At 74.3% G+C, this 26,927-nt stretch carries 25 protein-coding genes and 1 pseudogene; 15 read left to right on the top strand and 11 right to left on the bottom strand.

The genetic code is table 11. From position 1 onward, the window contains the following. Positions 1-16 precede the first annotated feature (16 nt). Positions 17-2,404, top strand: coding sequence for a SpoIIE family protein phosphatase (locus tag ABZ920_RS28365; protein ID WP_361510976.1), 2,388 nt, complete (start codon positions 17-19; stop codon positions 2,402-2,404). A gap of 249 nt (positions 2,405-2,653) precedes the next feature. Continuing rightward, on the top strand, positions 2,654-3,538 hold the full coding sequence (locus ABZ920_RS28360) for an SDR family oxidoreductase (RefSeq protein ID WP_361510925.1): 885 nt from the start codon (positions 2,654-2,656) through the stop codon (positions 3,536-3,538). A gap of 138 nt (positions 3,539-3,676) precedes the next feature. On the opposite strand, the gene ABZ920_RS28355 is transcribed toward ABZ920_RS28360, so the two are convergent. Next, entirely contained in the window at positions 3,677-4,006 is a 330-nt protein-coding gene (locus tag ABZ920_RS28355) for an STAS domain-containing protein (RefSeq protein ID WP_361510923.1), read from the bottom strand. Positions 4,007-4,353: 347 nt separating this feature from the next. Here ABZ920_RS28355 and ABZ920_RS28350 point away from each other — a divergent pair, with 347 nt between their 5' ends. Next, positions 4,354-4,758 carry an STAS domain-containing protein gene (locus tag ABZ920_RS28350; RefSeq protein ID WP_361510920.1) on the top strand — a complete coding sequence of 135 codons (405 nt, stop codon included), beginning with the start codon at positions 4,354-4,356 and terminating at the stop codon, positions 4,756-4,758. Between the two features lie 227 nt (positions 4,759-4,985). Here the strand turns inward: ABZ920_RS28350 and ABZ920_RS28345 are convergent, their stop codons facing one another. Then, positions 4,986-5,471, bottom strand: coding sequence for a MarR family transcriptional regulator (locus tag ABZ920_RS28345; protein WP_361510917.1), 486 nt, complete (start codon positions 5,469-5,471; stop codon positions 4,986-4,988). A gap of 143 nt (positions 5,472-5,614) precedes the next feature. Here ABZ920_RS28345 and ABZ920_RS28340 point away from each other — a divergent pair, with 143 nt between their 5' ends. The 6 genes from ABZ920_RS28340 to ABZ920_RS28315 all read left to right on the top strand — a co-directional run bounded on the left by ABZ920_RS28340 (position 5,615) and on the right by ABZ920_RS28315 (position 11,594). Further along, a complete protein-coding gene (locus tag ABZ920_RS28340; protein WP_361510914.1) occupies positions 5,615-6,784 on the top strand; it encodes a PP2C family protein-serine/threonine phosphatase in 1,170 nt (389 codons plus the stop codon). 239 nt (positions 6,785-7,023) lie between these two features. Next, a complete protein-coding gene (locus ABZ920_RS28335; protein WP_361510911.1) occupies positions 7,024-7,923 on the top strand; it encodes an STAS domain-containing protein in 900 nt (299 codons plus the stop codon). Continuing rightward, entirely contained in the window at positions 7,923-8,339 is a 417-nt protein-coding gene (locus tag ABZ920_RS28330) for an STAS domain-containing protein (protein WP_361510908.1), read from the top strand. The genes ABZ920_RS28335 and ABZ920_RS28330 overlap by 1 nt, the downstream gene beginning before the upstream one ends. Then, complete coding sequence (locus ABZ920_RS28325) at positions 8,339-8,779, top strand: anti-sigma regulatory factor (protein WP_361510905.1); 441 nt, start codon at positions 8,339-8,341, stop codon at positions 8,777-8,779. The genes ABZ920_RS28330 and ABZ920_RS28325 overlap by 1 nt, the downstream gene beginning before the upstream one ends. Then, positions 8,779-9,843, top strand: a complete 1,065-nt coding sequence (locus tag ABZ920_RS28320) for an ATP-binding SpoIIE family protein phosphatase (protein ID WP_361510902.1) — start codon at positions 8,779-8,781, stop codon at positions 9,841-9,843. Before ABZ920_RS28325 ends, ABZ920_RS28320 begins: the two co-directional genes overlap by 1 nt. Further along, positions 9,840-11,594 (top strand): SpoIIE family protein phosphatase, encoded by a 1,755-nt coding sequence (locus ABZ920_RS28315; RefSeq protein WP_361510899.1) that lies wholly within the window; start codon positions 9,840-9,842, stop codon positions 11,592-11,594. The genes ABZ920_RS28320 and ABZ920_RS28315 overlap by 4 nt, the downstream gene beginning before the upstream one ends. Before the next feature lie 289 nt (positions 11,595-11,883). Here ABZ920_RS28315 and ABZ920_RS28310 read toward each other — a convergent pair whose 3' ends face one another. Further along, the gene (locus ABZ920_RS28310) at positions 11,884-12,369 is read right to left on the bottom strand and encodes a MarR family transcriptional regulator (RefSeq protein WP_361510896.1); all 486 of its coding nucleotides are present in this window, start codon (positions 12,367-12,369) and stop codon (positions 11,884-11,886) included. Positions 12,370-12,784: 415 nt separating this feature from the next. Between ABZ920_RS28310 and ABZ920_RS28305 the strand changes: the two genes are divergently transcribed. Next, a complete protein-coding gene (locus ABZ920_RS28305) occupies positions 12,785-14,158 on the top strand; it encodes an NAD(P)/FAD-dependent oxidoreductase (protein ID WP_361510893.1) in 1,374 nt (457 codons plus the stop codon). Between the two features lie 202 nt (positions 14,159-14,360). Beyond that, positions 14,361-16,526: an FUSC family protein gene (locus ABZ920_RS28300; protein ID WP_361510973.1), complete on the top strand. Its 2,166-nt coding sequence runs from the start codon at positions 14,361-14,363 to the stop codon at positions 16,524-16,526. A 46-nt stretch (positions 16,527-16,572) separates the two neighbouring features. Here the strand turns inward: ABZ920_RS28300 and ABZ920_RS28295 are convergent, their stop codons facing one another. From ABZ920_RS28295 to ABZ920_RS28275, 5 genes are all read right to left on the bottom strand, one after another. Continuing rightward, positions 16,573-17,004, bottom strand: a complete 432-nt coding sequence (locus tag ABZ920_RS28295) for a hypothetical protein (protein ID WP_361510890.1) — start codon at positions 17,002-17,004, stop codon at positions 16,573-16,575. A gap of 77 nt (positions 17,005-17,081) precedes the next feature. Then, positions 17,082-17,918 carry a DUF1206 domain-containing protein gene (locus ABZ920_RS28290; RefSeq protein ID WP_361510887.1) on the bottom strand — a complete coding sequence of 279 codons (837 nt, stop codon included), beginning with the start codon at positions 17,916-17,918 and terminating at the stop codon, positions 17,082-17,084. Positions 17,919-18,433: 515 nt separating this feature from the next. Next, on the bottom strand, positions 18,434-18,811 hold the full coding sequence (locus tag ABZ920_RS28285; protein ID WP_361510884.1) for a DUF5133 domain-containing protein: 378 nt from the start codon (positions 18,809-18,811) through the stop codon (positions 18,434-18,436). Positions 18,812-18,861: 50 nt separating this feature from the next. After that, entirely contained in the window at positions 18,862-19,728 is an 867-nt protein-coding gene (locus ABZ920_RS28280) for a SigB/SigF/SigG family RNA polymerase sigma factor (RefSeq protein ID WP_361510881.1), read from the bottom strand. Positions 19,729-19,957: 229 nt separating this feature from the next. Further along, positions 19,958-20,404 (bottom strand): ATP-binding protein, encoded by a 447-nt coding sequence (locus tag ABZ920_RS28275; RefSeq protein WP_361510878.1) that lies wholly within the window; start codon positions 20,402-20,404, stop codon positions 19,958-19,960. A gap of 282 nt (positions 20,405-20,686) precedes the next feature. On the opposite strand from ABZ920_RS28275, the gene ABZ920_RS28270 reads away from it, so the two are divergent. Both ABZ920_RS28270 and ABZ920_RS28265 read left to right on the top strand, forming a co-directional pair. After that, entirely contained in the window at positions 20,687-20,932 is a 246-nt protein-coding gene (locus ABZ920_RS28270; protein ID WP_361510876.1) for a hypothetical protein, read from the top strand. A gap of 324 nt (positions 20,933-21,256) precedes the next feature. Next, positions 21,257-21,715: a cyclic nucleotide-binding domain-containing protein gene (locus ABZ920_RS28265; protein ID WP_361510873.1), complete on the top strand. Its 459-nt coding sequence runs from the start codon at positions 21,257-21,259 to the stop codon at positions 21,713-21,715. A gap of 46 nt (positions 21,716-21,761) precedes the next feature. Here ABZ920_RS28265 and ABZ920_RS28260 read toward each other — a convergent pair whose 3' ends face one another. The 3 genes and pseudogenes from ABZ920_RS28260 to ABZ920_RS28250 all read right to left on the bottom strand — a co-directional run bounded on the left by ABZ920_RS28260 (position 21,762) and on the right by ABZ920_RS28250 (position 24,740). Then, a complete protein-coding gene (locus ABZ920_RS28260) occupies positions 21,762-23,093 on the bottom strand; it encodes an MFS transporter (protein WP_361510870.1) in 1,332 nt (443 codons plus the stop codon). Positions 23,094-23,679: 586 nt separating this feature from the next. Next, positions 23,680-23,850 (bottom strand): annotated as a pseudogene (locus ABZ920_RS28255) (amino acid transporter); the annotation flags it as partial. 152 nt (positions 23,851-24,002) lie between these two features. Continuing rightward, positions 24,003-24,740 carry a TetR/AcrR family transcriptional regulator gene (locus ABZ920_RS28250; protein WP_361510867.1) on the bottom strand — a complete coding sequence of 246 codons (738 nt, stop codon included), beginning with the start codon at positions 24,738-24,740 and terminating at the stop codon, positions 24,003-24,005. Positions 24,741-24,912: 172 nt separating this feature from the next. On the opposite strand from ABZ920_RS28250, the gene ABZ920_RS28245 reads away from it, so the two are divergent. Both ABZ920_RS28245 and ABZ920_RS28240 read left to right on the top strand, forming a co-directional pair. After that, on the top strand, positions 24,913-26,130 hold the full coding sequence (locus ABZ920_RS28245; RefSeq protein ID WP_361510864.1) for a saccharopine dehydrogenase C-terminal domain-containing protein: 1,218 nt from the start codon (positions 24,913-24,915) through the stop codon (positions 26,128-26,130). A 131-nt stretch (positions 26,131-26,261) separates the two neighbouring features. Continuing rightward, positions 26,262-26,513 carry a WhiB family transcriptional regulator gene (locus ABZ920_RS28240; RefSeq protein ID WP_361510861.1) on the top strand — a complete coding sequence of 84 codons (252 nt, stop codon included), beginning with the start codon at positions 26,262-26,264 and terminating at the stop codon, positions 26,511-26,513. Positions 26,514-26,927: the final 414 nt, after the last annotated feature.

Here is a 26,927-nt window from a genome sequence, read left to right as displayed (position 1 = left end):
CCCGGAGCCGCCCGCGATCCCCGGGCAGCCGGACTCCGCCGAGCCGCCGTCCCGCGAACTCGCCGGTGCCTCCTCCACCTCCCCCGTGGGCAGGCTGGCCGCCACGGTCGAGCGGCTGCGGCGCGAGGTGCGGGCGGCGCAGGTGGAGGCCGAGGGGCGGGCGCTGATCGAGCTCGCCAAGGGCATCCTGGTCGAACGCCTCGGCTGCGGACCGGCGCAGGCCGCCCGGCAGCTCGCGGAGCTGACCGAGCAGGCCAAGGTGACGCCCCTGGAGTTCGCGGTCGAGGTCATCAACCAGGCCGCCCGCGACCGGATGTCGGAGGTCACCGACGCCTTCCTCGCGGTCGCTGCGGGCAGCACGGCCGCCGAGCAGGAGTCCGCGGCCGTGCGGCTGCGCGCCGCCGAGAGCGGCGCGCTCGCCGCGCAGGACACGCAGGCCGTCGCCGACTCCCTGCTGGAGCACGCGCTGCGCCCGCTCGGCGCGGTGGCCGTGGCGGTCTGGGCGGCGGGCGCCGACGGCTCGCTCAGCCTGGCGGGCAGTGCCGGCTTCTCGCCCGCCGAGGCCGGCCGCTGGCGGTACGTGCCCCCGGAGGTGGCCACCGTCGCGCGCCGCGGCCTGAGCGAGCGGACCGGCGTGTGGCTGACGTCGCTCGCCGAGACCGGCCTGCCGACCATCGGACGGCATCTGCATCCGGACGGCGGCCGGGTGGCCCTGCCCGCCGGGACCGGCGGACGCATCCACGGCGTGCTGGAGATCGTCTGGCCGTCGCCGCTGGAGCCGCAGCCGCCGCAGGTGGTCCGCCAGGTGGAGGCCCTGGCGGAACTGTGCGCGCACACGCTGGAGACGTACACGCTGCGCCACGACCTCGGGCTCGAGCCCCGGGTCATGCCGGACGCCGCCGAGCTGATGGACCTCGCCGACGGGCTGCACGACCCCGCGCTGGTGCTGGTGCCGCACGTCGACGGCTCCGGCCAGCTGGTGGACTTCCGCATCCAGCACGTCAACAGCCGCTTCCTCGACCCGGCGGGACGGCCGCGGGCGGTGGTCAGCGGCGCGCTGCTGCTGGAGGCCTACCCGATGACCGCCGGGGAGAGCGAGCTCTTCCAGCGGATCGAGCGGGTGTACGCGACGGGCGAGCCGTTCCGGGCGCGCCGCATGCACCTGACCGCGCTGGTGGGGCAGGTGCCGCTGTCGGCGGTCGCGGACATCAGCATCAGCCGGCACGGCAGCAGCGTGCTGCTCATCTGGCGCATCGAGGACGAGACGGCGCGGCTGGCCAGTCTGCTCCAGCACGCCCAGCGCCTCGGCCGCATCGGCGGGTTCGAGGAGAACCTGCTGACCGGCGAGATCACCTGGAACGGCCAGCTGTTCGACCTGTACGGGCGGGCGCCGTCGAGCACCCCGGTGCCGCTGGAGGAGCTGCCCGCCTACGCGCACCCGGACGACGCGGTCGCCATCCGCCGGTTCCTGCGCACCGTGCTGCACCACCGGCGGCCGGCCTCCGCGGCCTTCCGGCTGCAACGGCCGGACGGGGTCACCCGTCACATGCGGATCGTCGCCGAGCCGGTCCTCGACACCGACGGGCGGCTGTTCGTCGTCCGCGGCGCCTACCAGGACATCTCGGCGCAGCACTGGACGGAGGTGGCGCTCGCCGCCACCCGCGACCAGCTCGCCCACACCGAGCAGCAGGCCAGTGAGCGCAACCGGCTCACCCTGCAGCTCCAGCACGCGATCATGCCCCCGGCGCAGGCGCCCCTGCAGGTCCCCGACCTGCAGGTCGCCGTGCGCTACCGGCCGGCCGAGACCGAGCAGCTGGTGGGCGGCGACTGGTACGACGCGGTCGTGCTGCCGTCGGGGCTGGTGCTGCTGTGCGTGGGCGACGTCGCCGGCCACGGCATCGAGGCCGCGACCAGCATGGTCGTGCTGCGCAACGCGCTGCGCGGTCTGGCCGTGACGGGCGCCGGGCCGGGCCAGCTGCTGTCGTGGCTGAACATCGTGGCGCACCATCTGACCGGCGCGGTCACGGCCACGGCGGTGTGCGCGCTGTACGACCCGGAACGGCACACCCTGCGCTGGGCCCGCGCGGGCCATCTGCCGCCCGTGCTGGTCCGCGATGCGGAGGCGGCGCCGCTGCCGCTGGTCCGGGGCCTGCTGCTGGGCGCGGTGCCCGAGGCCGTGTACGAGGAGGACGAGGTGCAGCTGGCGGCGCAGGACACGCTGCTGATGTACACCGACGGCCTGATCGAGCGGCGGGACCGCTCGGTCGAGGAGTCGCTGACGCACCTGCTGACCACGGCCAGCGCCGCGCCGCGCACGCTGGACCAGCAGCTGGACCGCCTGCTGACGTACAGCAAGTCGGACACGGACGACGACACCTGCATCGTGGGCATCAGGGTCGGCTGACGGCCTGTCGCGCGCCGCGCCGGCCGCGGGGGCCGGGACGCGAGGGGCGGCCGCGCGGCGACGGCGCCCGGGCAGCAACTCCTGGTGAGCACGGGTCCACGGCACACGGCCCCCGGCCGCCCGCCATCGGCGCGGGGGGCCGGGGGCCGTGCGCGTGTCCGCTGGTGTGCGCCGCGCGGCTGTGGGCACTTGGAGCAGCGACGTACGCCCGGCGATCACGGGGCGTTCCCCCCACGGAGGTGCACCACCATGACCGACGACCGCCAGCAGGACCCGACGACGCAGCACCCGCAGCCGGAGTTTCCGCAGCAGGGCCAGGAGCACCCGGGCTGGACCGGGCCCATGGACCCGCCGCCGGACCACGGGGAGGAGTCCTACCAGGGCTGCGGCCTGCTCACCGACCGCAAGACCCTGCTGACGGGCGGCGACTCCGGCATCGGCAGGGCGGTCGCGATCGCGTTCGCCCGCGAGGGCGCCGACGTGGTCTTCACCTACCTCCCCGAGGAGGAGAAGGACGCTCGCGAGACCGCCCGGCTGGTGGAGGAGGCCGGACGCACGGCGGTGCCGGTGGTGTGCGACATCCGCGAGGAGCAGCAGTGCCGTGACCTGGTGGACCGCGCCGTCTCCGAGTTCGGCCGCATCGACGTGCTGATCAACAACGCGGCCTACCAGATGTCCCAGCCGGACGGCATCGGTGCCATCTCCACCGAGCAGTTCGACCGGGTGATGCGCACGAACCTCTACGGCATGTTCTGGCTGTCGAAGATGTCGCTGCCGCACATGCGGGCCGGATCCTCGATCATCAACACCACGTCCGTGCAGGCCTACAAGCCGAGCCCGCACCTGCTGGACTACGCCATGACCAAGAGCGCCATCGTCGCGTTCACCCAGGGGCTGGCGCAGATGGTCGCGGAGGACGGCATCCGCGTCAACGCGGTCGCCCCCGGCCCCGTGTGGACCCCGCTGATCCCGGCGACCATGCCGGACACGCAGTCGTTCGGCAAGCAGGCGCCGCTCGGGCGGCCCGCCCAGCCGGCCGAGATGGCACCGGCCTACGTCTTCCTCGCCTCGCAGCGGGCGAGCTACATCACGGCGGAGATCGTCAACGCCACCGGCGGCACGCCGCTGCCGTAGTCGCCGTCCGGCGGGGAACACGCCGGAAGGGGGCCTGCCCGGCACGGGCAGGCCCCCTTCCTGTCGTCGTCCCGTTCTGTCCCGTCGCCGCCACCGTTCCCGGCGATGGCCCAAGGCGCCCGAACGGCCCCGCCGGCCCTACGCCGCCGGGGTCAGGTAGGTCTCCCAGCGGCTCTCGGGCCACAGGTCGGTGGCCAGTGCGAGGAGCCGGTGGGGCTGCGCGCCCAGGCCCGCGACCAGGACCCGGCCGCCGGTGCGGTCGAGGTTGTGGCGCAGCGTCAGGATCAGGTGCAGTACCGCACTGTCCACGAACCTCACGCGGCGGAAGTCGAGGGTGAGTTCCCGGACGGTGGCGGGCAGGCCGGCGGCCACGGCTTCCACGGCCGGGCGGGTCTGGTCGTCGATGTCGGTGTCGAGCGTCAGCGTCGCGGTGGTGCCGACGGGGTTCAATGAGACGTGTGCGCCCATCTGCTTCGCCCCCCTCTCTGATGGGGGTGTGGGCCTTCAGGCCCGGGGGCTGCTCCCACCGTGTCACGTCGGGCCCCCCACGTCTAACGACCCCGGCTGTCCGTGGGCATGGCGGATTGATTCCGGGGTAGGTGCCGAGGCGCGGCGAGAGTCGAAGACCCGCAGGTGAAAGGGGGCACGGCATGGGGCCGGTGCGTGCGACAAGTCCCGCCGTCCTGCGGTTTCGGCGATCGTCGCCCGTAGGCCCCGGTGAGAGCTTGATCACGGCACGGCGCCGGGATCGACGCGCATCGAAGGGGCCGACCGGGGCAACCTGCCCTCGCCGTCAGCACTCGTTGGAGGTACCCGTGCCCATTGCCCAGAACCCCCTGTCCGTGGAAGTCACCCTGCCCCGGGAGGACGTAGCCCTGCTCACGGTCGAGGGCTACCTGGACGTCGACACCGCGACCGAGCTGCAGGCCCACCTGGCCAACCAGCTCCACCACGGCCGGCGGCACTTCCTGCTCGACCTCTCCGGGGTCCCCTTCATGGACTCCTCCGGCATGAACATCATCCTGCGGGTGTACCAGGAGGTCCGCGACCGGCCCGGCAGCGTGCACATCATCGGGCCCACGCCGGCCGTGCGCCGGATCCTGGACCTGACGGGCGTGAGCATCACCGTGCCGGTGTCCGAGACCGTGGACGAGGCGCTCGCGCTGGTCGACCGGCAGCCGGAGACGGCCGAGGAGGCGCCCGGCGAGCAGGAGGGCTGACGGTCCGCCGCGCACCCGGTGCGTGAGCGCCGTTCGCCGTCGCTCCCGCGGGGGCTACAGTTGCCGTTTGACAACTGTAGCCGTCAGGCAACAAAGTGTGCGGGCAGTCGTGCGCGGCGGGAGGGACGGGAGGCAGGGCATGGCCGGTGGACGCGTGCGTCGGTCGGCGGAACGCGGCCTGGGCACCCGTCCGGGCCCGCCGGCGTCACGGCCGGGGAGGCGGACGGTCACGCCGTACGGGCGTCGTCCGTCGTCTCGTTGTCGTGGATCTGTGCGGACGCCGCGGCGCAGAACGCGTCCAGCCCGGTCAGCAGCGCGGCCCGGTGCGCCGCGGGCATCTGCTCCAGGACGGACTGCAGCGCGGCCTCACGGCGGGCGCGCAGGTCGGCGAGGAACGCCCGCCCGTGGCGGCTGAGCTCCAGCTGCACCTCACGGCGGCTGCTGACCGCCGTCTCGCGGCGGACGAAGCCCACCGCCTCCAGCCGGTCGCAGAGCCGGCTCGTCGACGGGGGCGTGGAGCCGAGGGCGTCGGCGAGGGTGCGCAGGTTGATGCCTTCGTTGTGCTCGAGGATGAACAGCACGCGCAGCTGGGAGGCGGAGACCGGACCCGTGGAAGCACGGCCCCACAGGACCTCCAGCAGCTCCGCCGCCTCCGAGGTCACATGCGCCACCTCGGTGGGGTGCGGACGGGAGTAGGGGGACGTCACGGTCACACTCTCCCAGGGTTCCCGGCTGCTGTCAGCTCACCGTCGGGTGGGACAGCGGCGCGGTGGAGGATCAGAATGGAACGCGGTGTCTCGGCCACCATGGCACGGACGTGACTCCGCCGCATCACAGGAATGGCATAACCGACATCGTGAACAGACTCGTGGCCGTCGAGCGGGCCTTGCGCTCCGCGGCTCCGCACCGCGTGGTGGACACCCTCAGAAAGGTGCTCTGCAGCCAGTACGAGGCGGAGGCCGTCGAGTTCCTGATGGCCGACTACGGACTGACGGTGCTGCAGCCCGTCGCGGACTCCCCGCACGCCGGCCGGCCGATGCCCGTGCACGGCAGCCCGGCCGGACGGGCCTTCGGGGCACAGGAGCCGTTCGTGGAGGAACGCGGCGACGGCCGGGTGCGGGTGTTCCTGCCCGTCACCGTGCGCGGCGACCGGCTCGGCGTGCTGTGCGTCACCCTGACCGCGTCCGCGCACGCGGACGCGCAGCTGGGCGATCTCGTCGAGGCGGCGCGGGCGCTGGGCCACGAGATCGTCGTCGCCGACCGCGACACCGACCTCTACATGCGCTCCCGCCGCAAGGACCGGCTCACCCTCGCGGCCGAGATGCAGTGGCAGCTGCTGCCGGCCCGCTCCTGCTCGGCGCCCGAGTACGCGCTCGGCGCGCAGCTCCAGCCCGCCTACGCGATCCACGGGGACAACTTCGACTGGTCCGTCTCCGCCGACCGGCTGATGCTGTACCTCACCAACGGCATGGGCGAGGGGATCGAGGCCTCGCTGCTGACGAGCCTCGGGATCAACGCGCTGCGCAACGCCCGGCGGGCGGGCCTCCCCCTCGCCGACCAGGCGGCGCTGGCCGACCAGGCCGTCTACGGGCACTACCACGGCCGGGCCCACCTGTCGGTGCTGATGCTGGAACTGGAGCTGTCCACCGGCCGTATGCAGGTGGTCGACGCGGGCTCCCCGCGGATGCTGAGCGTGCGCGACCGGGCCGTGACGGCCGTCTCCCTGGAGCAGCAGCTGCCGCTCGGCATGTTCGAGGAGACCGACTACGTGTCCCAGGAGTTCCAGCTCCGGCCCGGCGACCGGCTCATGTTCGTCAGCGACGGCGTCTACGCGGTCGCCGCGCCCGGCGGCGAGCATTACGGGGAACGCGCTCTGACCAGGGCTATCGCCTCAGCGGGGCTGCTTCCGGCGGCGGAGGTGCCCGCGGCGGTGCTGCGCGAGCTGAACGGCCACCGCGGCAGCGCCGAGCCGGACGACGACGCGCTGGTCGTGTGCCTCGACTGGTTCGGCAAGCAGCCGGCCTAGGGATCCGAACGGCTCCCCCGGCCCGCGCCGCCGGGCGATTCGAACGGCGGTCCACGGCGCGAACGTCTGCCGGGCGGCGGCCGGCGGGCCCGCCACCCGACCGGACGGGCCGGCCGGGACGGGTGTCGGACGACGTGGGCGGATGGATACAGTTGTCGTCCGGCAAAGGTCACATCGCCGTCCCGTTGCCTCCAGCGGGTGCGGAGCGATGCAACCGACGCAGATGAGGAGTGGAGCAGGTGCCGGAGCACGAAGCGGCAGGACAGCACGGATCGCCGGCGCGGGAGGTCGGGGACTTCCTGCACCGCCGCCGGGACCGGGTCGCCCGGCGCTGGGCCGACGAGGCACTGTTCCGCACCGTGTCCACCGTCTCCCGCGACGAGGCGGTGGAGGCGGGCGGGGCCCTGGTCGACGCCCTGGCCGCGGTCGCCCTCTCCGGGCGCGTGGCCGACCCCGAGGCCGACGGGTTCGCGGCGGTGCGCGAGCAGCTGTCCCGGATGGCGGCCGCCCGCACGCGCGCGGGCCTGAGCCCGGTGCAGGTGTCGCACGAGGTGGACCTGCTGCGGCCGCCGGTGGTGGACCTGCTGGCCGCGGAGCTTGCCGGCGCACCGGCGGAGTGGGTGCGGGAGTGCACCAACACCCTCACGGTCCTCCTCGGCACCCTGCGGCTGGTGGTGATGGAGACGGCGCTCGGCGAGGGCCGGGCGCTGATCGACCGGCAGCGGCTCCAGCTGCTGGAGGCCGCCACGCCCGTCATCAAGCTGTGGGACGGCATCGTCGCCGTGCCGCTGATCGGGACGCTCGACAGCGCCCGCAGCCAGGTCGTCATGGAGACGCTCCTGGAGGCCGTCGTCGACCAGCGGGCGCGCTTCGCGATCCTCGACATCACCGGGGTGCCCACCGTCGACTCGCTCGTGGCCCAGCACCTGATGAAGACGGTCGCCGCGGCCCGTCTGATGGACGCCGAGTGCGTGGTCTCCGGCATCCGCCCGGCCATCGCGCAGACCATCGTCCACCTCGGCCTGGACCTGGGCACGGTCGTCACCCGCGCCAGCCTCGCGGACGCCCTCGGCCACGCGCTGCGCGAGCTCGGCGCCGGCCTCGTCCCTTCGGCGCCCGGCGGTGTGGACCACCGGTGATGGGCGACCTCTCCCGGCCCGCCGCGGGGCACGTACCGGTGCTCCGGCTCGGTGACGTGCTCCTGGTGACCATCCAGGGAGACCTGTTCGACGGCGCGGCCGAGCAGCTCCAGCAGGACATCGGCGAGACCATCGCCCGCACCCGGGCGTCGGGGCTCGTCATCGACCTCTCCGGCGTCGAGATCGTCGACTCCTTCCTCGGCCGCGTCCTCGCCGAGATCGCCGCGCAGGCCCGGCTCCTGGCGGCGCGGACCGTCATCGCGGGCATGCGGCCCGCGGTCGCGATCACCATGGTGGAGCTGGGCCTGACGCTGCCCGGTCTGCGGACGGCGCTCAGCACCGAGGAGGCCGTCCGGCTGGTGTCCGCCCAGGATCCCGCCCCCGGCACCGGCTGCCGGCGCCCGGGGAGCCGGTGATGGAGACGGCCGCGGGCGTCCGGGCATCCCTGCCGATCCGCTCGGACATCGATCTCGTACGGGTCCGGCAGCACGTACGCCAGGCGGCCGCCCGGCTCGGCTTCGGCCTGGTGGACCAGACGAAGCTGGTCACCGCGGCCAGCGAACTGGCCCGCAATACCCTGGTGCACGGCGGGGGCGGACACATGGAGGTGACGCACGTGGTCGACGGGTCCGCGCACGGACTGCGCCTGGCCTTCAGCGACGAGGGCCCCGGCATCCCCGACCTCGAGCAGGCGCTCCGCGACGGCTGCACCTCGGGCGACGGCCTGGGGATGGGCCTGGGCGGCGCCCGGCGGCTGGTGCACGAGTTCGCCGTCGACAGCACCCCGGGCGCCGGCACCACCGTCACCGTGACCTCGTGGGCGGTCCGTCCGCCGCTTCCGCGCGGGGAGGCCTGATGCCGCGGGTGTGGGACGTGCCGGTGCACGACTCGACGCGGGTGCCGGACGCCCGGGTCGCCGCGGAGAGCGCGGCGGCGGTCGCCGGGCTCGACGAGGGGCGTACCGCGGCCGCCGCACTGGTGGCCACCGAGCTGTCCACGAACCTGCTCAAGCACGCCGAGGGCGGCCAGGTCCTCGTCGAGGTCGTCCCCCCGGCCGCCGTGTCCGACGGCGACGACCCGGCCCCGGTCGTCCAGATAGCGGCGATCGACCGGGGTCCGGGCATGGCCGACGTCGCCGCGGCACTGCGGGACGGCTTCTCGACGACGCGGTCGCTGGGCGCCGGACTGGGCACGTGCCGTCGGGCGGCCGACGACTTCGCCCTGCACAGCGCGCCCGGCCGGGGCACGGTGGCACTGGCCCGCGTGGGCGCCGCCGCGAAGCGGCCCGGCACCCGCCACCGGCCGCCGGCGGACCTGTGGGCGGGCGGGATCAACATCCCCTTCGCCGGGGTGGAGCACTCCGGCGACGCCTGGAGCTGGGCGCGCGCCGGGGACCGGGTGACCCTGATGCTGGCCGACGGGCTGGGCCACGGCCCCGGGGCCGCGCGGGCGTCGACCGCGGCGGTGGAGACCCTGCACCGCTGCGCCCACCTCACGCCCGCCGACCTGCTCCGGCAGCTCGACGCGGCGCTGCGCGGCACCCGCGGCGCGGCCGTCGCTCTGGCCCAGGTCGACCTCCGCGCGCAGCGGCTCCGCTTCGCCGGCGTCGGCAACGTGGGGGCGCGGCTGCGGGCGGGCGACACCTGGCGGGCGCTGCTGTCCAAGCCGGGCATCGTCGGCGCGCACCTCCCCACGACCCTGCCCGAGCACCAGGCGCCGTGGGGCGCCGGGTGCCTGCTGATCCTGCACAGCGACGGCCTGCCGAGCCGCTGGACCCCGCCCCGCGGGCCGGGTCTGCCGGCGGCCGATCCGGCGGTCGTCGCGGCCGTGACGATCCGCGACGCCGTCAGCTCCGCCCGCCCCGTCCGGGACGACACGGCCGTGGCCGTCCTGACCACGACCCCGCCGGACCACTCATGACGCGCACTTGGCAGATCAGCACCGTCACCCAGGCGGCCCGGGCCCGCATCGCCACGGCCCGCCTGGCCGCCGCCTGCGGCGTGCCCACCCTCGAACGGACCCGGCTGGCCACCGCGCTCAGCGCGCGGCTGCGGCACTGCCTCACCAAGGGCGGCACCTGGCGGCTCATCCTGGAGGCCCCGTCCGGGGCGGGCGAACTGCGGGTCACGGTCGCCCCGGCCGACGACACGGACGCCGCCGAGCCGCCGTGGCGGACGGCCGTCGCCTGCACCGAGGCCGCGGACGCGCCCGACGGCGAGGTGCCGGACGACCCGGCGGTCCTGGCCGAGGCGCTGCTCGGCGCCGACGAGGACACCGCGCTGGCGCTGGACAGGCTCGCCGAGCAGGAGGAGCTGGTCGCCTTCCACCGGGAGGAGCTGCACCAGACCAACCAGGGCGTCCTGGCGCTGCACGCCGAGCTGGACGCCGCCGGACGGGCCCAGCGGGAGGCCTTCGCGGCCGAACGCAAGGCGCGCACGGAGGCGGAGAGCGCCCGCCGCAGACTCACGTTCCTGGCGGACGCCAGCGCCGTGCTGACGGCCTCGCTGAACCACGAGGAGATCGTCCGCCGGCTGCCGGAACTGCTGGTGCCCGAGTACGCCGACAGCATGGACGTGTGGCTGTTCGACGACGACAACGACCGGCGCCGGTCGGCCCCGCATCCGGCGGCCGCCGTGATCGCCGCCCGCACCGGGCGGGCGCAGTACGCCGCCGATCACCCCGGTGGCCTGCCCGGCGTCGACGACCAGCCGCCCTCGGCGCTGAACCCGTCGCGGCCGCTGCTGTGCATCCCGCTGCTCACCTGGCGGACGACCCTGGGTGTGCTGACCCTGGCGCCGCCCGGCGAGCGCTGGGACCTCGACGACGCCGTCATGCTGATCGAGCTGGCCCGCCGGGCCAGCATCGCCATCGACAACGCCCGGCGCTTCGAGCACAACCGGGACATCGCCGAGACCCTCCAGCGGGCCCTGCTCACGGACCTGCCCACCACGCCGGGGCTGGGCCTGGCCGCGCGCTACCTGCCGGCCACCCGCGGCCTCAACATCGGCGGCGACTGGTACGACGCCTTCCGGCAGCCCGACGGCAGCCTGATCGCCGTCATCGGCGACGTGACGGGTCACGGGCTGCGCGCGGCGGTGATGATGAGCCAGCTGCGCACGGCGCTGCGCGCGTACGCCGTCGACGGCGGGAGCCCCGGGCAGCTGCTGACCCGGCTGCACACGTTCCTGCACCACCTGCAGCCCGACCTGTACGCCACCGCGGTGATCGCGCGCTTCCGTCCCGGCGACCCGACGCTCACCTGGGCCGCCGCGGGCCATCCGCCGCCGGTGCTGCGGACGCCCGACGGCCGGGTGCGCACGCTCGACGCCAAGCCGGGCGCGATGCTGGGCATCCCGCTGCGGCAGGAGATCGCCGACCACACCGTCCCCCTCTCCCCCGGCTCCACGCTGGCGCTCTACACCGACGGGCTGGTGGAGCGGCGCGCGCGGGGGATAGACGCGGGCATCGAGCGTCTGGCGGCGACGCTGGGCGCATGCGACTCGGCGGAGCTGGACGCCGACCTGGACGGTGCGACGGACCGGATCCTGGGCCCGATGCTGAGCGACTCCGAACGCGACGACGACGTCTGCCTGCTGCTGTGCCACACCGACGGTGCCGCCGTGCCGGCGCAGTCCCGCCCGCGGCCGCGGGCGACGGAGCGACGTCCCTGATCCGAGGGCGCTGCGGGCACGCGGCTGCGGGCGGCTCCGCCCCGCCGCGGCCCTGGGTGTCGACCGGACCGTGCGGACGGCGCCGGTTCGTCCCCCGTGGGCGTCCCGCGCGACCGCGCGCAGGCGGAGGCGGCCGCGAATCCTTCCGGTCCGGTTGAGCAGCCGGGCGGGTCCGGCCGATGGGCGGCTCGGCGCCCGCCCTGTGGGTCGGTCCGCCGCCGGGCAGTACCTCCGGCCCCGCGGTTTCTCCCCGGCCGCGGGCCGCCCGGCGGGACGCGCCCGTCCCGCCTCACTCCTCCGGAGCCCTGCGCGGGGGCGGCGGCCTCCGCGGGCCCGTGCGGGCCTGGTGGAAGGCCAGCAGGCCCTGGTGCAGAGCGGCGCGCTGCGCCGGCGTCATCTCCGCGAACACGGCGGCCAGACGCCGCACGCGCCCCTCCGTCACCTCCGCCAGCAGCCGCCGCCCGTGAGGGGTGACGGCCAGCTGGACCTCCCGCCGGTTGCACGGCTGCACGGTCCGCTCCAGCAGCCCGGCGGCCTCCAGCCGGTCGCACAGCCGGCTGGCGGTGGGCAGGCCGACGCCCAGCTGCTCGGCCAGCGCGGTGAGGTTGAGGTCGGGCCGGCGCCGCACGGTCTTCAGGGCGATCAGCTGACGTGCGGGCAGCCCGGGTGTGATCTCCGCGGCGGTGGCGATCCAGAGGGCCACCAGGCCCTCGACCGCGTCCACCACCTGCCGGGCGACTCCGTCCCACTGGTCGGGGCCCTGCTCGCATCCCACCTCAGTTTCCCCCGGCGACCGCACTCGTCATGTCGGTCGGGCTACCCGGAAGACCGGGGCCTACACGACACGATCGGATTTCATCGGCCCCCGTCCGGCGTCGGACGACGGCGCGGGGACCCGCTGCCGCCGCCGTCACATCGGGTGAGAGGTGAGATACGTAGGCCCGTCCGTCCCGGGAACTCGCGGAGGCGGACCGTGACCGACCGCGCCCGACACGGCCGCCGCGCCCGCGGTGGTGCGCGTCCGGCCGCCGGCGGGCAGGGTGGGCCCAGGGAACCTCGTCCGAGGCGCACGCCCGCCCTGCCCGGCCGGCGGAGCGTGTGGTGACGCGGTGGGACCGATGAGGTGCGAAGCAGCGATCCAGGGGCAGGCGCATGGACGTCGAGGCAGACCGCCTGGAGCCGCAGAAGGGATGAACACCGTGACACGACCCAGGATCCTGGTGGTTGGCGCAGGCTTCGCGGGAGTGGAGTGCGTGCGCCGTCTGGAGCGCAAACTCACCCCCGGCGAGGCCGACATCACCCTGGTGACGCCGTTCGCCTACCAGCTCTACCTGCCGTTGCTCCCCCAGGTCGCCTCGGGCGTACTGACGCCCCAGTCGATCGCGGTCTCGCTGCGCCGCAGCAGCAGGTACCGCACCCGCATCATCCCCGGCGGGGCCATCGGTGTGGACCCGAAGGCGAAGGTCTGCGTCATCCGCACCATCACCGACGAGCTCATCGACGAGCCGTACGACTACATCGTGCTGGCGCCGGGCAGCGTCACCCGCACGTTCGACATCCCGGGCCTGACGGACCACGCCTTCGGGATGAAGACGCTCGCCGAAGCCGCCTACATCCGCGACCACGTCATCTCCCAGCTGGACCTCGCGGACGCCAGCCAGGACCCGGCCGAGCGCGAGTCCCGGCTGCAGTTCGTGGTGGTCGGCGGCGGCTACGCAGGCACCGAGACGGCCGCGTACCTGCAGCGCCTGACGCACGCCGCCGTCCAGCGCTACCCCCGGCTGGACCCGTCCCTGATCAAGTGGCATCTGATCGACATCGCGCCGAAGCTGATGCCGGAGCTGGGCGAGAAGCTGGGCCGGAGCGCGCTGGAGGTGCTGCGCCGGCGTGGCATCGAGGTCTCGCTGGGGGTCTCCATCGCCAAGGCGGGGCCGACCGAGGTCACCTTCACCGACGGCCGGGTGGTGCCGACCCGGACCCTGATCTGGACGGCGGGGGTGGTGGCCAGCCCGCTGATCGCCACGCTGGGTGCGGAGACGGTCAAGGGCCGGCTCGCGGTCACCGCCGAGATGTGCCTGCCCGGCCACGACGGGGTGTTCGCGCTCGGCGACTCCGCCGCCGTGCCCGACCTCGCCAAGGGCGACGGGGCGGTCTGCCCGCCGACCGCGCAGCACGCCATGCGCCAGGGCACTCGCGTCGCCGACAACGTCATCGCGACGCTGCGGAACCAGCCGATGCGCCCGTACGAGCACAAGGACCTCGGCCTCGTCGTCGACCTCGGCGGCAGCGACGCCGTCTCCAAGCCGCTCGGTGTGGAACTGCACGGCCTGCCCGCCCAGGTGGTCGCCCGCGGCTACCACCTGGCGGCGCTGCGCACGAACGTCGCCAGGACCCGGGTCCTGACGAACTGGATACTCAACGCGGTGGCCGGCGACGACTTCGTGCGCACCGGCTTCCAGGCCCGCAAACCGGCCAAGCTCAAGGACTTCGAGTACACCGACTCCTACCTCACGCCGGAGCAGGTGCGGCAGCACGTCGACCGGTCCCGGCGCGTGGAGTTGTGACCCCGGCGCCGGGACGGCCCGGCGGGGTGCGGCCGGGCCGCGGGAGCGGTCCGGCCGCGGCGTGCCATCCTTGAGGTTGCCGATCATCGGCTGGAGCGGGAGAGAGTACGGCGGCGTGAGGGCAGCGGGACAGTCGTTCGGGGCACGGCTGCGGGACCACCTGGCGGCGTCCGATCCCGGCCTGCTGCGGCTGGCCACCGGGATGCGCACGGTCGGGGCGATCGCCCTGACCCTGGCCGTCCTCGGCGTGCTGCGGGCGCCCCTGACCCATCTGGTGGCCGGGGCGATCGCCTCGATGGTGGCCACCTTCGCCATCCGCGAGAAGCAGCGCGGGAAGCAGGCCGTGACGCTCGTCCTCGGGCTGGCGACGGCGCTGGCCTCCGTGTCGCTGGGCGCGCTGCTCAGTTCCCACGTCGTGCTCGGGGACCTCTTCTTCGTCGCCCTGATCTTCTGCGCCGTCTACGGACGCCGCTTCGGCGACCGGGGCACCGCGCTCGGCCTGATCGGCTTCCAGATCTACTTCCTGTCCCTGTTCGTCGGCGCCACCCCCAGCGCCCTGCCGGGACTGTACGGCGTGCTCGTGATCGCCTTCGCCAGCAGCGCCTTCGTGCGGTTCGTCGTCGTGCACGAGACACCCGCGGGCATCCTGGAGCGGCTGCGCGAGGCGTTCCGGGTGCGCCTCGCGCAGTTGGTGTCCGCGCAGCTCACCCTGCTGGACACCGGTCCCGGCGACATGGACCGGGCGCTGCAGGAGGTCCGGGAGAACACCCTGCGCCTGCACGACACGGCCATGATGATCCAGGGCGGTCTGGAGGAGGGCTCCTCGGACGAAACCGTGGCGCGGCTGGTCCAGCGCCGCATCGCGGACGCCGAGGTCGCCGCCGAGCGGCTGGGCCTGCTGCTGCTCAACGCGCGCAGCGCCGAGCGGGCCGACACGCTCACCCTGCACCTGCCCGGCGCGCCGGTTCCCCAGGGTCGCCTGCTGCCGGTGCGGGACGACGTGACCGACACGATGCGCCGGGACCTGGGCGCCCTGCGGATGCTGGTGCTGCGGCCCGTCGGGGAGGGCGGGGGCACGGCGTTGTCGCACGTGCGCAACCGGCTCCTCGGTTACCGCGACGAGGAGAACCTGCCGCCGGCGCCGGCCGCCGCGCAGGACGTCTTCCGCGGCATCGGCGAGGCCGCGCGGGCGGTGCTGGGGCTCAGGACCGCGCTGGGCGCGCCGCAGGACGACGCCGACGACACCCCGGCGGCGGCCCGCTCCCGGGAGGAGCTGGACGCCGAGGACGCCGCCATCGAGGGCGCCGAGGAGAACGAGCGCGCCCAGCAGGAGCAGCCGGGCGGGCTGCGCAGGCCGACCACGCGGGCCGCGCTCCAGGTCGCGGTGGGCTCGGCGCTGGCGATCGTGGGGGGCGAGTTCCTGTCCGCGCAGCGGTGGTACTGGGCGGTGCTGACCTGCTGGATCGTGTTCCTCAACACCTCGTCCACCGGCGAGATCGTGGTCAAGGGGTACCGCCGTCTGGTGGGCACGGTGCTGGGCGTGGTGGCCGGTATCGTGCTGGCCGGTCTGGTCGGTCACCACACCTGGACGGCGCTCGGACTCGTGTTGGTGTTCGTCTTCCTGATGTTCTACACGGCGCCGGTGTCGTACACGGTGATGTCCTTCTTCGTCACCGCGGCGCTCGGGCTGCTGTACACCCTGCTGCACGCGTACAGCATGTCGGTGCTGGTGCTGCGCGTGGAGGAGACGGCGCTGGGCGCGGCCTGCGGGGTCATCGCGGCGGCGCTGGTCCTGCCGGTGCACACGGACCGCCGTACCAACGAACTGCTCGTGACGGTGCTGGAGCGGCTCACCGACGTCACCGAGGCCGCCGTCGAACAGCTCAGCGGCGGCTCCGCGACGGACCTGCTGGACAGGGCGCGCGAGCTGGACCGGGCGCTCGGCGACCTGCGGTCGGCCACACAGCCGCTGACCCATCCCATTACGCCCTTGCGGGCCCGGCGCAACACGGCCGAGTACGTCGTCGCGCTGCTGGAGACCGGTGCCTACCACGCGCGCTCCCTGGCGGCGACCGCCGAGCTGCTGCCGACCCATCCCTCCATCGCGGCGGAGCCGCGGCTGCGCGAGGCCTGCCGACGGATGAGCCGGAACATCGGGGCGATCACCGCGCACGTGACCGACGAGCGCGCCGCCGCCGAGGTCGAGTCCGCTCCGAGCATCGCCTCGCTGCTGGAGCCGGGAACGGCCGGCACCCCCCGCTACGGCCGGGTCACCGACCGGGTGCTGCGGCATCTGCAGCGGCTGGACGAGGCCGTGCTGGGGCTGGCCCGCCCCCTGGGCGTGCCGGTGGCGACGCCTGAGCGGTGACCGGCCCGCTCAGGTCGGCGGGCCGGTCACGGTCGTGACCGGCCCGTCAGAAGTCCGTCGGCAGGTCGCTCACCTCTGCGATGCCGCGCAGCGTCTCGGTCTCACGGTGCCGCTCGCGGATGAAGTCGGCGATCTCGGTGAGCCGGCCGGGGTCGGCCGCGGTCTCGGCGTCGGTGACCACGCGGACCGGGCCGGTCTCCTCGATGTCCAGGACGACCAGCTCGTTGTCCATCCGGCCGGTGACCGCGGTGGCGATGACCAGTGCGGCCTCGTCCCGTATCTCCTGCGGCAGCCCCTGCGCGCGGGCGTCGTTCAGCGGGAAGTCGACGGTCGACAGACCGCGCTCGTCGATCGCGCGCAGGACCGGGTCGACCAGGTCGAGCAGGAGTTCGTAGTCCTCTTCGGGCAGCCGGACACGCAGCAGGTCGAGGTACACCTCCACGGCCCGCTCGTCGGGGGGAAGCTCGTCATCGTTCATCCGCTCCGTGTTCCCCGCACCGGGCCGCTCAGACCCGGCGGGACGACATGGGCCTCAGGGGGCCGTGCCGGCGCGGGTCAGACCCGGCGCCAGCGGGCCAGCGCGAAGGAGAACAGGCCGAACAGGACGAGACCGGCGGCGACCAGCACGAGCAGCCACGGGCCGAGGGGCGTGTCGGCGAACGAGCGCAGGGTGTCGTCCAGGCCCTTGGCCCGCTCGGGCCGGTAGTCGACGGCCGCGCGGATCGCGAAGGCGCCCGCCGCGGCGAAGACCAGCCCGCGGGCGGCGCCGCCGCCCACTCCGGCCACGTCGACGAGCTTGCGCGTCCTCGCGGACATCTCGCCCAGCCTGAGCTTGTCGTGGTACTTGCGGCGCACCGCCTGCACTCCGATCCAGATGCCCGCCACCACTATCCCGGCGCCGACGACGCCGACGATCCACTGGCCGCCGGGCATGTCCAGCACCTTGGCCGTGACGTCGCGCGACTGCTCGTCGCTGGACCCGGTGCCGCCGCCGGAGCCCGCCGCGAAGGCCAGCACGGAATAGGCGACGAACACGTAGAACACGCACCGACCCAGGGCCAGCAGGCGCTTCTTCGCCGACCGGCCCTTGGGCCCGACGGAACCGAAGACCACCTCGGACAGCCGCCACAGGGCCATGCAGGCCAGGCCGATGCCGAGGGCCCACAGCAGGACCGCCCCGAACGGCTCCCCGGCGATGGCCGCGAGGGCCCCGTTGCGATCGGCCTCCCTGCTGCCGTCCCCGAACGCGATCCGCAGCGCGATGACGCCGACCAGCAGGTAGATCACTCCTCGGGCGGCCAGTCCCGCCCTGGCCGCTCCCCGCGTCACCGAGCCCTTCGCCGCCCGCCGGGCCCGTGTGCGGCCCGTCCCCGCCATGACACTCGTGTCCATGTCCACCTCCAGCACTCCGGATGCCCCGGCGGGACACGGACATACGCCGGAGCCGGGCGCCCGGGCGGGAGCACTCCAGCCCGGGCAGGTTGTGCCGCGAGGACCCGCAGCCGCGGACGGCCTGGGTCGGCCGGCAGTCTGTCGCACGGGCGGCGGCCGCCGGAGCGGATCCGGAGCGCGCCCCGGCCGCGCGGCCCTGGCCGAAGCGGGACGGTGCGCGGTGGCCGAGGCGTCGCCCCCCGCCGTCGCGCGCTCCACGGCGTCAGTGGAACCGCAGCGGAGCGACGCCGGCGCGCCCAGGGGTGGGAGCGCCGCCGCCAGGCCGGAACCGGGTGCAAGGCCGTGTCGCCGTTGCCCGGGACCGGGCGCTGGAGCGGGAGACCCGGCGAGGGCGTGGCCGCGTCGCGGGGCCGGTACGCCGAGCCGCCCGCATGCGGGTGTCGCATACGGGCGGCTGCGTGCCGGTGACGGCGTCGCGGACCGCGTGGGCGGCCGGGCGGCGGCCGTGCGGTGACTCAGTCGGCGACGGGCTGTGCCGCGACCGGCGCGGGCATGGCGGCCAGCGGTGCGGCCGTTGCGCCTGCGGCGGCCGGCGTGAGGGGGGACACCGCGGTCATACGGGCGGGGACGGTGGCGGAGACAGACGCCTTGCTCTGCCCCGGACCGGAAGCGCGGGCGGGGGCGGCGGCCGACAGCATGCGCCGGGCCTCCCGCAGAGCCGCGCCGACCTCGCGGGTTCCGGTGGAGACGCACAGGGTGTACGCCAGGTCCTGCGCGCGCCGGCCGGGAACACCGGCCGCGCTCGCGGGCTCCTCGGTGAGCGCCGCGTGGTACTCGGCGACGAGCTTGCGCAGGACGTCGGGGTGGGGCATCAGCACTCGGTCACGCTCCATGGCTCGTCGAGCATCGTTCGGCCGGAGCCGGTGGGGCCGGCTCGAAAGGATCAGATGGCCGCCGGTCGCGGACCCGGACCGCGTCGGTTGCCGCGTTCCGTCAGCACCTCGTCGCGGACGCGGGCGCAGCTGCGGCTGATGAGCCGGGAGACGTGCATCTGGGAGATTCCCAGCCGGTCGGCGATACGACTTTGTGTCATGTCCTCGAAAAAGCGCATGTAGAGGATGGCCCGTTCGCGTTCGGGAAGCCTGCGCAGGCCTTCCTTGGCGGACTCGCGGTCGACGACGACGTCGTAGGAGGAGTCCGACGTGCCGAGCGTGTCGGCGAGGCTGTACCCGTCGCCCGCGGCCGACAGTTCGGCGTCCAGGGACAGGGTGCTGAAGCTGTCGAGTGCCTCCATCCCCGTGCTGACCTCGTCCTCGGTCAGCCCGGTGTGGGCGGCGATGTCGGCGACCGAGGGTTCCGGGCTGCCGGGGTTCTGGGTCAGTTCGCGGCGGGCCACGCGCACCTTGTTGCGCAGCTCCTGGACGCGGCGCGGCACCCGCAGGGCCCACATCCGGTCCCGGAAGTGCCGCTTGACCTCGCCGGTGATGGTCGGCACGGCGTAGCTCTCGAAGGCTCCGCGCGCCGGGTCGAACCGGTCGATGGCCTTCACCAGTCCCAGCGCGGCGACCTGGCGCAGATCCTCGATCGACTCCCCCCGGTCGCGGAAGCGGCCGGCGATGCGGTGGGCCATGGGCAGCCACGCGGTCACGAGCTCGTCGCGGACGGCATCCCGTTCGGGGCCGGGCTCCAGTGCGGCCAGCCGATCGAAGAGGGTCGCGGTGTCGGGGGCGTCGTCGTGGGGCCGCCGCGCACGGGCGGCGGCCTGGTCGTCGGGCGTACCGGGACGGCTTGTCGACATATCGATGAGCATGCGGGATAGCTCCTGAACGGTGGTCTCAGGGATGTACCGCGGGAGGGATGCTGGTCCGGATCACCCGGGGGGCCGGAGCAGCCATACCGCTCCCACTGGCGCGCCTCCGGTCCGAAGCACGAAACTCCGTCTGCCCTTGACCCGAAGCGGCAAACTCCGCTTCTTCGGGATTTCTTTGCAGGCGGCAACTCTCCCCAGCATCATGCCTCAAGCACGGCGAAAACGGCGGTCAAGGCAGGGGCACCACGGCGCTGACGCACTTGCCACCGGACGGCAGGCCGGACACCTGGACGTCCCGGGCGAGCCGGCACACGATCGGCCATCCACGGCCTCCGACCCGGCGCCTGCCGTGCCGGTCGACGGGCGGGCGGGTGACCGGCGGGCGGTCGCTGCGGTCGCTGACGCAGACCCGCACACCGCGCCCGACGAGGTCGACGTGGAAGTCGGTGACCCCGCCGCCGTGGAGTATCGCGTTGGTCGTCAGCTCCGAGGCGACGAGCTGGGCGTCGGAGAGGGCGTCCCGGTCGCAGGGCGTGCCGGTCGACCGGCACCGCTCCGCGATCGCCTGCTCCACCGCCCGCCGCACCTCGGCCGGTTCGCACGGCCGGAACGGCCCGGGGCGGCCGGCGCCCCGGGTCTCGTCAAGGGTGGATGTGGTCGTGTGCCGTTCGCACATTCCTCGCTCCCCGTTGATGATGGAAGGAAGCCGGACCCGGCCGGAAGGTCCGCGGCCCGCGGACCCGCGGCCGAGCCCTGCGGCGGCCGGCGCATGCCGGTGGTCACGCGGCACGGTCCGTCGCCGGTGGTCGCCCGGCACGGTCCGTCCGATCCGTGTGCCGCACGGGCACCGCGGGTCTCACTGGTCCGGCTGACCCTTCTGGGCCCGGTCAAACCCGGCAAACCTCTCCCGGTCCACGTGGCTGCCATCGGGACGCCGGGTTGCGGGTATCCGTTGGTCATGACCGATGTCGTGGACTCAGACGAGTTGTTGCGGCGCATGCAGCGCGCCAGGACCTGTGCCGCGGAGGAGGAGCGGGCGTGGCGCTCGCGCCGGGACTCCTCCGGCCCGGCCGACGCCGACGGCCGGCAGGAGGCCGCCGTGCGCGTGATGGCCTACGAGACCGTCCTCAGAGTGCTGGACGAGATCCTCACCCCGGGCCGGCACTGCGAGGAGGCCGGCCCCGAGGCGTCCGCCGTGACGTGAATCGGGTCACGTGACCCGGTTCCGGTGACAGAACACCGCCCAAGATGGTTTATCGTTCATCCATAAGCGGCGACGGGGTCGACCGGAACCGTCCTCCGTACGCCGCCGCACACGGCCCTGGCTGGCTTCCCCCGTCCAGCCAGGGCTTTTTCATGCCCAGGCCCCCTTGCCGCACCGGCCACCGCGCGACCGCCCAACCCGGCCCGGGAGCGTGGACATTCGCCCGCGCAAAGCCGCCCCCGCCGAGGTGCCCGGCGCGCCCGCAGCGGCTGGAATGGGCGTAGGCAAGTGCGCTGAACCATCGCCGGCGAGGAGCCCTGCGACATGACCAGAGCCACGAAACTGCTGACCGCACTCCCCCAGCCGCAGCGACAGCGCCTGATGACGCTGGCCCGTGAGGTGTCCTTCCCCGAGGACGCGAGGATCTTCGAGGCCGGCCGGACAGCTGATCGCTTCTGGGTCATCCGCTCCGGTGCCGTCTCCCTCGACCTGCAGGTGACGCCCCTGCGCCGGGTCACCGTCGCCAGTCTCGGCTCCGGGGACCTGCTCGGCTGGTCGTGGCTCTTCCCGCCGTACCAGTGGGACTTCGGCGCCGAGGCCTTCAGTCCCGTGCGCGCCTACGAGTTCGACGCGCGGTCGGTGCTCGACCTGTGCGAGGAGGATCCCGCACTCGGTCTCTCGCTCATGCGGATCGTCGCCGAGATCCTCGCCCACCGCCTGGAGGCCACCCGGGTGAAGCTGATGGAGCAGTACACGCTCCACCCCCGCCGCAGGACCGTGTAGAACCGCTCGCCGGCGGCGGGCGGGCCGTCCGCCGCCCGCGCCGGGATCAGACGCGGTAGCGGCGCAGCGCCGGCACCGCGGCCGCCAGGCCCAGCATCAGGACGACGACCAGGAGACCGCCTGCCGTGACGGCCGCTCGGGGGCCGAAGGCGGAGCCCGCGGTGCCGTGCAGCACGTCGGCCAGGCGCGGACCGCCCGCGACGACCACCGTGAAGACGCCCTGCATGCGGCCGCGCATCTCGTCGGTGGCGGCGGACAGCAGGATCGCGCCCCGGAAGACCATGGACACCATGTCGGCGATCCCGGCGGCGGCCAGGAACACCACGGCGACCCAGAGGTTGCGGCTCAGCCCGCACCCGGCGACGGCCGCGCCCCAGGCGACGACGGCGCCGATGACCATCCAGCCGTGCCGGCGGGCCCGCGAGAACGTCCCGCTGAACAGTCCGCCGATCACCGCGCCCACGGGGATCGCCGCGAAGAGGACGCCCAGCGCGACCCCCTCGCCGAAGGAGGCGTAGGTCTGGGCGGCAAGCTGCGGGAACAGGGCGCGGGGCATGCCGAAGACCATGGCGATGATGTCGGCGAGGAAGGACAGCAGCAGCACCTTGTGCCGGGAGATGTAGTGGAACCCCTCCGCGACCTGGCGCCAGCCGGCGCGCCGGGTCTCGGTGCCGGTCAGGGGCGGCAGCGACGGCAGGCGCACCACGGCCCACACCGTGACGCAGAGCGCCAGGGCGTCGATGAGGTACAGCTCGGGCAGCCCGATGACGGGTATGAGGGCACCGGCGAGCAGCGGTCCGGCCACCAGTCCCGTCTGCATGACCGTGGAGCCGAGGGCGTTGGCCGCGGGCAGTTCCTCCGGGGGCACCAGACGGGCGACGGAGGCGTTGCGGGCCGGTGAGTTGAGTCCGAAGAAGGCCTGCTGCAGCGCGAGCAGCACCATCAGCGTCACGACCGAGTCCAGCCGGGCGACGGCCTGCAGCCAGAACAGCAGCGAGGTGACGGCGATGCCGATGTTGGTGATCAGCAGCAGCTTGCGGCGGTCCATCGTGTCCGCGACCGCTCCGCCCCACAGCGCGAAGACCACCATCGGCAGCAGGCCGGCGAGGCTCGCGTACCCCACCCACGCCGACGAGCCGGTGATGTCGTAGATCTGCTTCGGCACGGCGACGGCGGTGAGCTGGCTGCCGACTGAGGTGACGATGGTCGACGACCACAGCCGTCGGTAGGCGGGCCGGCGCAGGGGGCGGGTGTCCATCGCCCAGCCGCGCCAGCCGCGCCGGTCGGGTCTGGCGGCGTCCGGCTCCCCCGGCCGGTCCCCGGCCCGGGCCTCGCTCCGGGCCTCGGTGCCGCTGTCGGTGCTCTCGCTGGTGTCCACGCGCATCCTGGTTGCTCGTTACATCCTTCAGTCCGGCCATCACTATCGCAGCACGGGCCGGGTCCTTCGCGGGCCGACCGCGACCGGGGCCCGGGGCGCGCCCGGGCTGCCGACCGGGGCTCACGGCCCTGGCCGGGGAGGACCGTACGGGCCGGGGCGGGTGGTGGAGGCCGCTGCACGGACGCCGGGTGGACCGGGGCGCTTTGGGCAGCCAGGGGCGGGCGCGTCCGGCGCGAACCGGAGAGCCCGCGGCGGGCGGACCGGGGAGCCAATGGTGGGTGGACCCGGGAGTCCGCGGCGGGCGCACCGCACAGCCCGCGGCGAGCGGACCCTGGAGCCGACGGCGATCGGACCCGGGAGCCCGCTGCCGGCGCGGACCGGACAACCCGCCGCAGGCGCACCGCACAGCCCGCGGCGAGCGGACCCGAGCCGACGGCGATCGGACCCGGGAGCCCGCCGCCGCCGCGGACCGGACAACCCGCCGCAGGCGCACCGCACAGCCCGCGGCCAGCGGACCCTGGAGCCGACGGTCGGACCGGCGGGCGCGCGACCCTCGGACGCGGTCCTGACGGGGCGCCGCCGGGGTTTACGGTGTCCGCGCTCCGGCGATCAGTGTGATCATCGTGCCGGCGATCAGCCCGTCCAGGATCCGCCACGCGCTCGGCCGGGTGAGGACGCGGCCGAGCAGACGGGCGCCGGAGCCGAGGGCGGCGAACCGGCACAGGCCGGCGAGCGCGGCGCCGAGCCCTAAGGTCCAGCTCCTCCGCAGGCGCCGGGGGGCGCGGCGGCCGCCGAGGCGTCGGCGCCGGTGACCCACCCGGCGGCACCTTGGAGCCGGGCGGTCGACCCACCCGGCTCCGAAGCCGCGTGGACCCGGAGCCGCGCGGACCCGGAGCCCCGCGGGTTGCCCTACCGCCCGTCCCGGCCCTCTCCCCCGGCGGGCTCCCGTACCGCCCGCAGCCGTGCCTCGGCGCTGTCCAGGAGCATCTCCAGGGCCGTCGGATAGGCGCTGGTGACCATCCGGGCGGCCAGCAGGGGCGCCGCCTCGGCGATCCGGGGGTGCGTCTCGGCCGGCAGCCGGGCGTACGTCGAGCGCCACATGTCCTCGTCGGCCCGCAGCGCCGCGCTGGGCAGGGCCAGTGAGGCGGCGTCGAGCGCGGCGAAGGCCAGCGTCTGGTCGACGAAGGCGTGGTAGATCCGCACCGTCTCGGGCAGGGGGAAGCCGGCCGTGCGCAGAATGCCGAGGACGGCCTCGTCGCCGGCCAGCTCGTTGGCGCGCCCGGTGACCCGGCCCGCGGTCACCTGCGCGGCCTGCGGGTGGGCGACGTACGCCGCGTGGATCCGCAGCCCGAGGGCGCGCAGGTCGGCCCGCCAGTCCCCGGTGGCCCGCCAGCCCCGCAGCGCCTGCCCGACGAGCGCGTCGCCGATGGCGAGGACCAGGTCGTCCATGCCGCGGAAGTAGCGGTACAGGGTGCTCGGGTCGCAGTCGAGGGCGTGGCCCAGCCGGCGGGCGGTCAGTCCGGCGCTGCCGTGCTCCCGCAGCAGCCGCAGCGCGGTGTCGACGATCAGCCGCTCGGACAGCACGGTTCCGCTCCTGGTGGGCCGGCGCCGGCGCCTCCTGTCCTCGGGCACCACCGGTTTCGGCACGACGGGGCCTCCCTGCGCACGCTTATGCCAACGCCATTGACCTTACGCGACCGGCGGGCGTTGGATCGGCGGCGGGGAGCGCGCCCCGTCCCGAACCGAGGGATCCCGTGCCGGCCGTTCGGCGGCCCGCACGGGATCCGAGAACCACAGAGACCGTCAGGGAGTTCCTGCCATGCGTGTACTGCTCGTGGGCGCCGGTGGTGTGGGCACCGCCATCACCCGGATCGCCGCCCGCCGCCCGTTCTTCGACGCCATGGTCGTCGCCGACCACGATCCCGCCCGGGCCGGCGCCGCCGTCGCCGCCCTCGGTGAGGACGCCCGCTTCCTCGCCGAGCGCGTGGACGCCGCGGACGAGGCGGCGGTGCGGGACCTGCTGGTCCGGCACCGCTGCGACGTCCTCCTCAACGCGACCGATCCGCGCTTCGTCATGCCGCTGTTCCGGGCGGCCCGCGCGGCCGGCGCGACCTACCTCGACATGGCGATGTCCCTGTCCCGGCCGCACCCCGAGCGGCCCTACGAGGAGTGCGGGGTCCGGCTCGGCGACGAGCAGTTCGCCGCGGCGGCCGACTGGGAGCGGGCAGGTGCGCTGGCGCTCGTCGGCATGGGGGTGGAGCCCGGGCTGTCGGACGTGTTCGCCCGGTACGCGGCCGACGAGCTGTTCGACGAGATCGAGGAGATCGGTGTCCGCGACGGCGCGAACCTCACCGTCGACGGCCTGGACTTCGCGCCCTCCTTCAGCATCTGGACGACCATCGAGGAGTGCCTGAATCCTCCGGTCGTCTACGAGGCGGGCCGCGGCTGGTTCACCACGGAACCGTTCAGCGAGCCGGAGGTCTTCGACTTCCCCGAGGGCATCGGCCCGGTGGAGTGCGTGAACGTGGAGCACGAGGAGGTCCTGCTCGTCCCGCGCTGGATCGACGCGCGGCGCGTGACCTTCAAGTACGGGCTGGGCGCGGAGTTCGTCGAGACGCTTCGGACGCTGCACCGGCTGGGCCTGGACCGGACCGAGCCGGTCGAGGTGCCCGGTGCGGCGGGTCCGGCCACCGTGTCGCCACGGGACGTCGTCGCCGCGTGCCTGCCCGACCCGGCCACGCTGGGCGAGCGCATGCACGGGAAGACCTGCGCGGGCACGTGGGTGCGCGGCACCCGGGACGGCGCGCCGCGCGAGGTGTACCTGTACCACGTGGTCGACAACCAGTGGTCCATGGCGGAGTACGGCTGTCAGGCCGTGGTCTGGCAGACGGCGGTCAACCCCGTCGTCGCCCTGGAGCTCCTGGCCGGCGGAACGTGGAGCGGTACCGGTGTGCTCGGCCCCGAGGCGTTCCCCGCCCGCCCGTTCCTGGACCTGCTGACGGCGTACGGCACTCCGTGGGGTCTGCGGGAGCAGTGACGGTGTGGGGATTCTGCGAAGTTCCTGATTGCATGGGACTGCGTGGTTTTATCCGCCAAACGACAGGTCACCCGAAGACGAGCAGACGTTTTCCAAGGCACGGACACTCGACGATGCGCAGGTGACTTTTCATGGACAACTGGCGAGAGCACGCGGCGTGCCGCCACGAGGACCCCGACCTCTTCTTCCCGATCGGCACCACCGGTCCGGCCCTGATGCAGGCGGAGCAGGCCAAGGCGGTCTGCCGGCGCTGCCCCGTAGAGGAGCAGTGTCTGCAGTGGGCGCTGGACACCAACCAGACCATCGGCGTCTGGGGCGGCACGAACGAGAACGAACGGCGCGCGCTGAAGCGGCGCGCGGGTGCCCGTCGCCGCGCCGGGTGAGGCCGGCCCCGGCGTTCCTGTCCGGAGCGCGCCGCGGACACGAGGGTGCCTGACACCCCGTGTCCGCGGCGCGCTTCGTTTCGCTTCACCGAGGGGACCGCTCACCGACCGGTGGCACTCCCGGTCCTGCCTGGGCGCGGACGGCGGCAGGCGCTCACGGCCGCTGCCGGGCGTCGTCCGGGCAGCGGCCGGGGGCCTGGGCGAGGACCGGGGCGCCGAACGACACGGCCTGGAAACTAGGCCCTCTCTGACCATTCGCGTCTGCCGCGCGACGCCCGGCACGCGCCCCATCCTCGAACCGGCTTCGCACGGCTCGGACGGGGGGTGCCTCTATGTCTTTCGTCAAGCAGGCTGTGGGGTTCTGGGTTCGTAGAAGGTTCCGTCGCGGAGCATGGCGAACAGGACGCTGATGCG

This window comes from Streptomyces sp. NPDC046831, from assembly GCF_040645305.1.
In the GTDB taxonomy this organism is placed as follows: domain Bacteria; phylum Actinomycetota; class Actinomycetes; order Streptomycetales; family Streptomycetaceae; genus Streptomyces.
The sequence above is the reverse complement of the archived record's forward strand: the minus strand, read 5'-3'. Positions and strand labels throughout refer to the sequence as shown.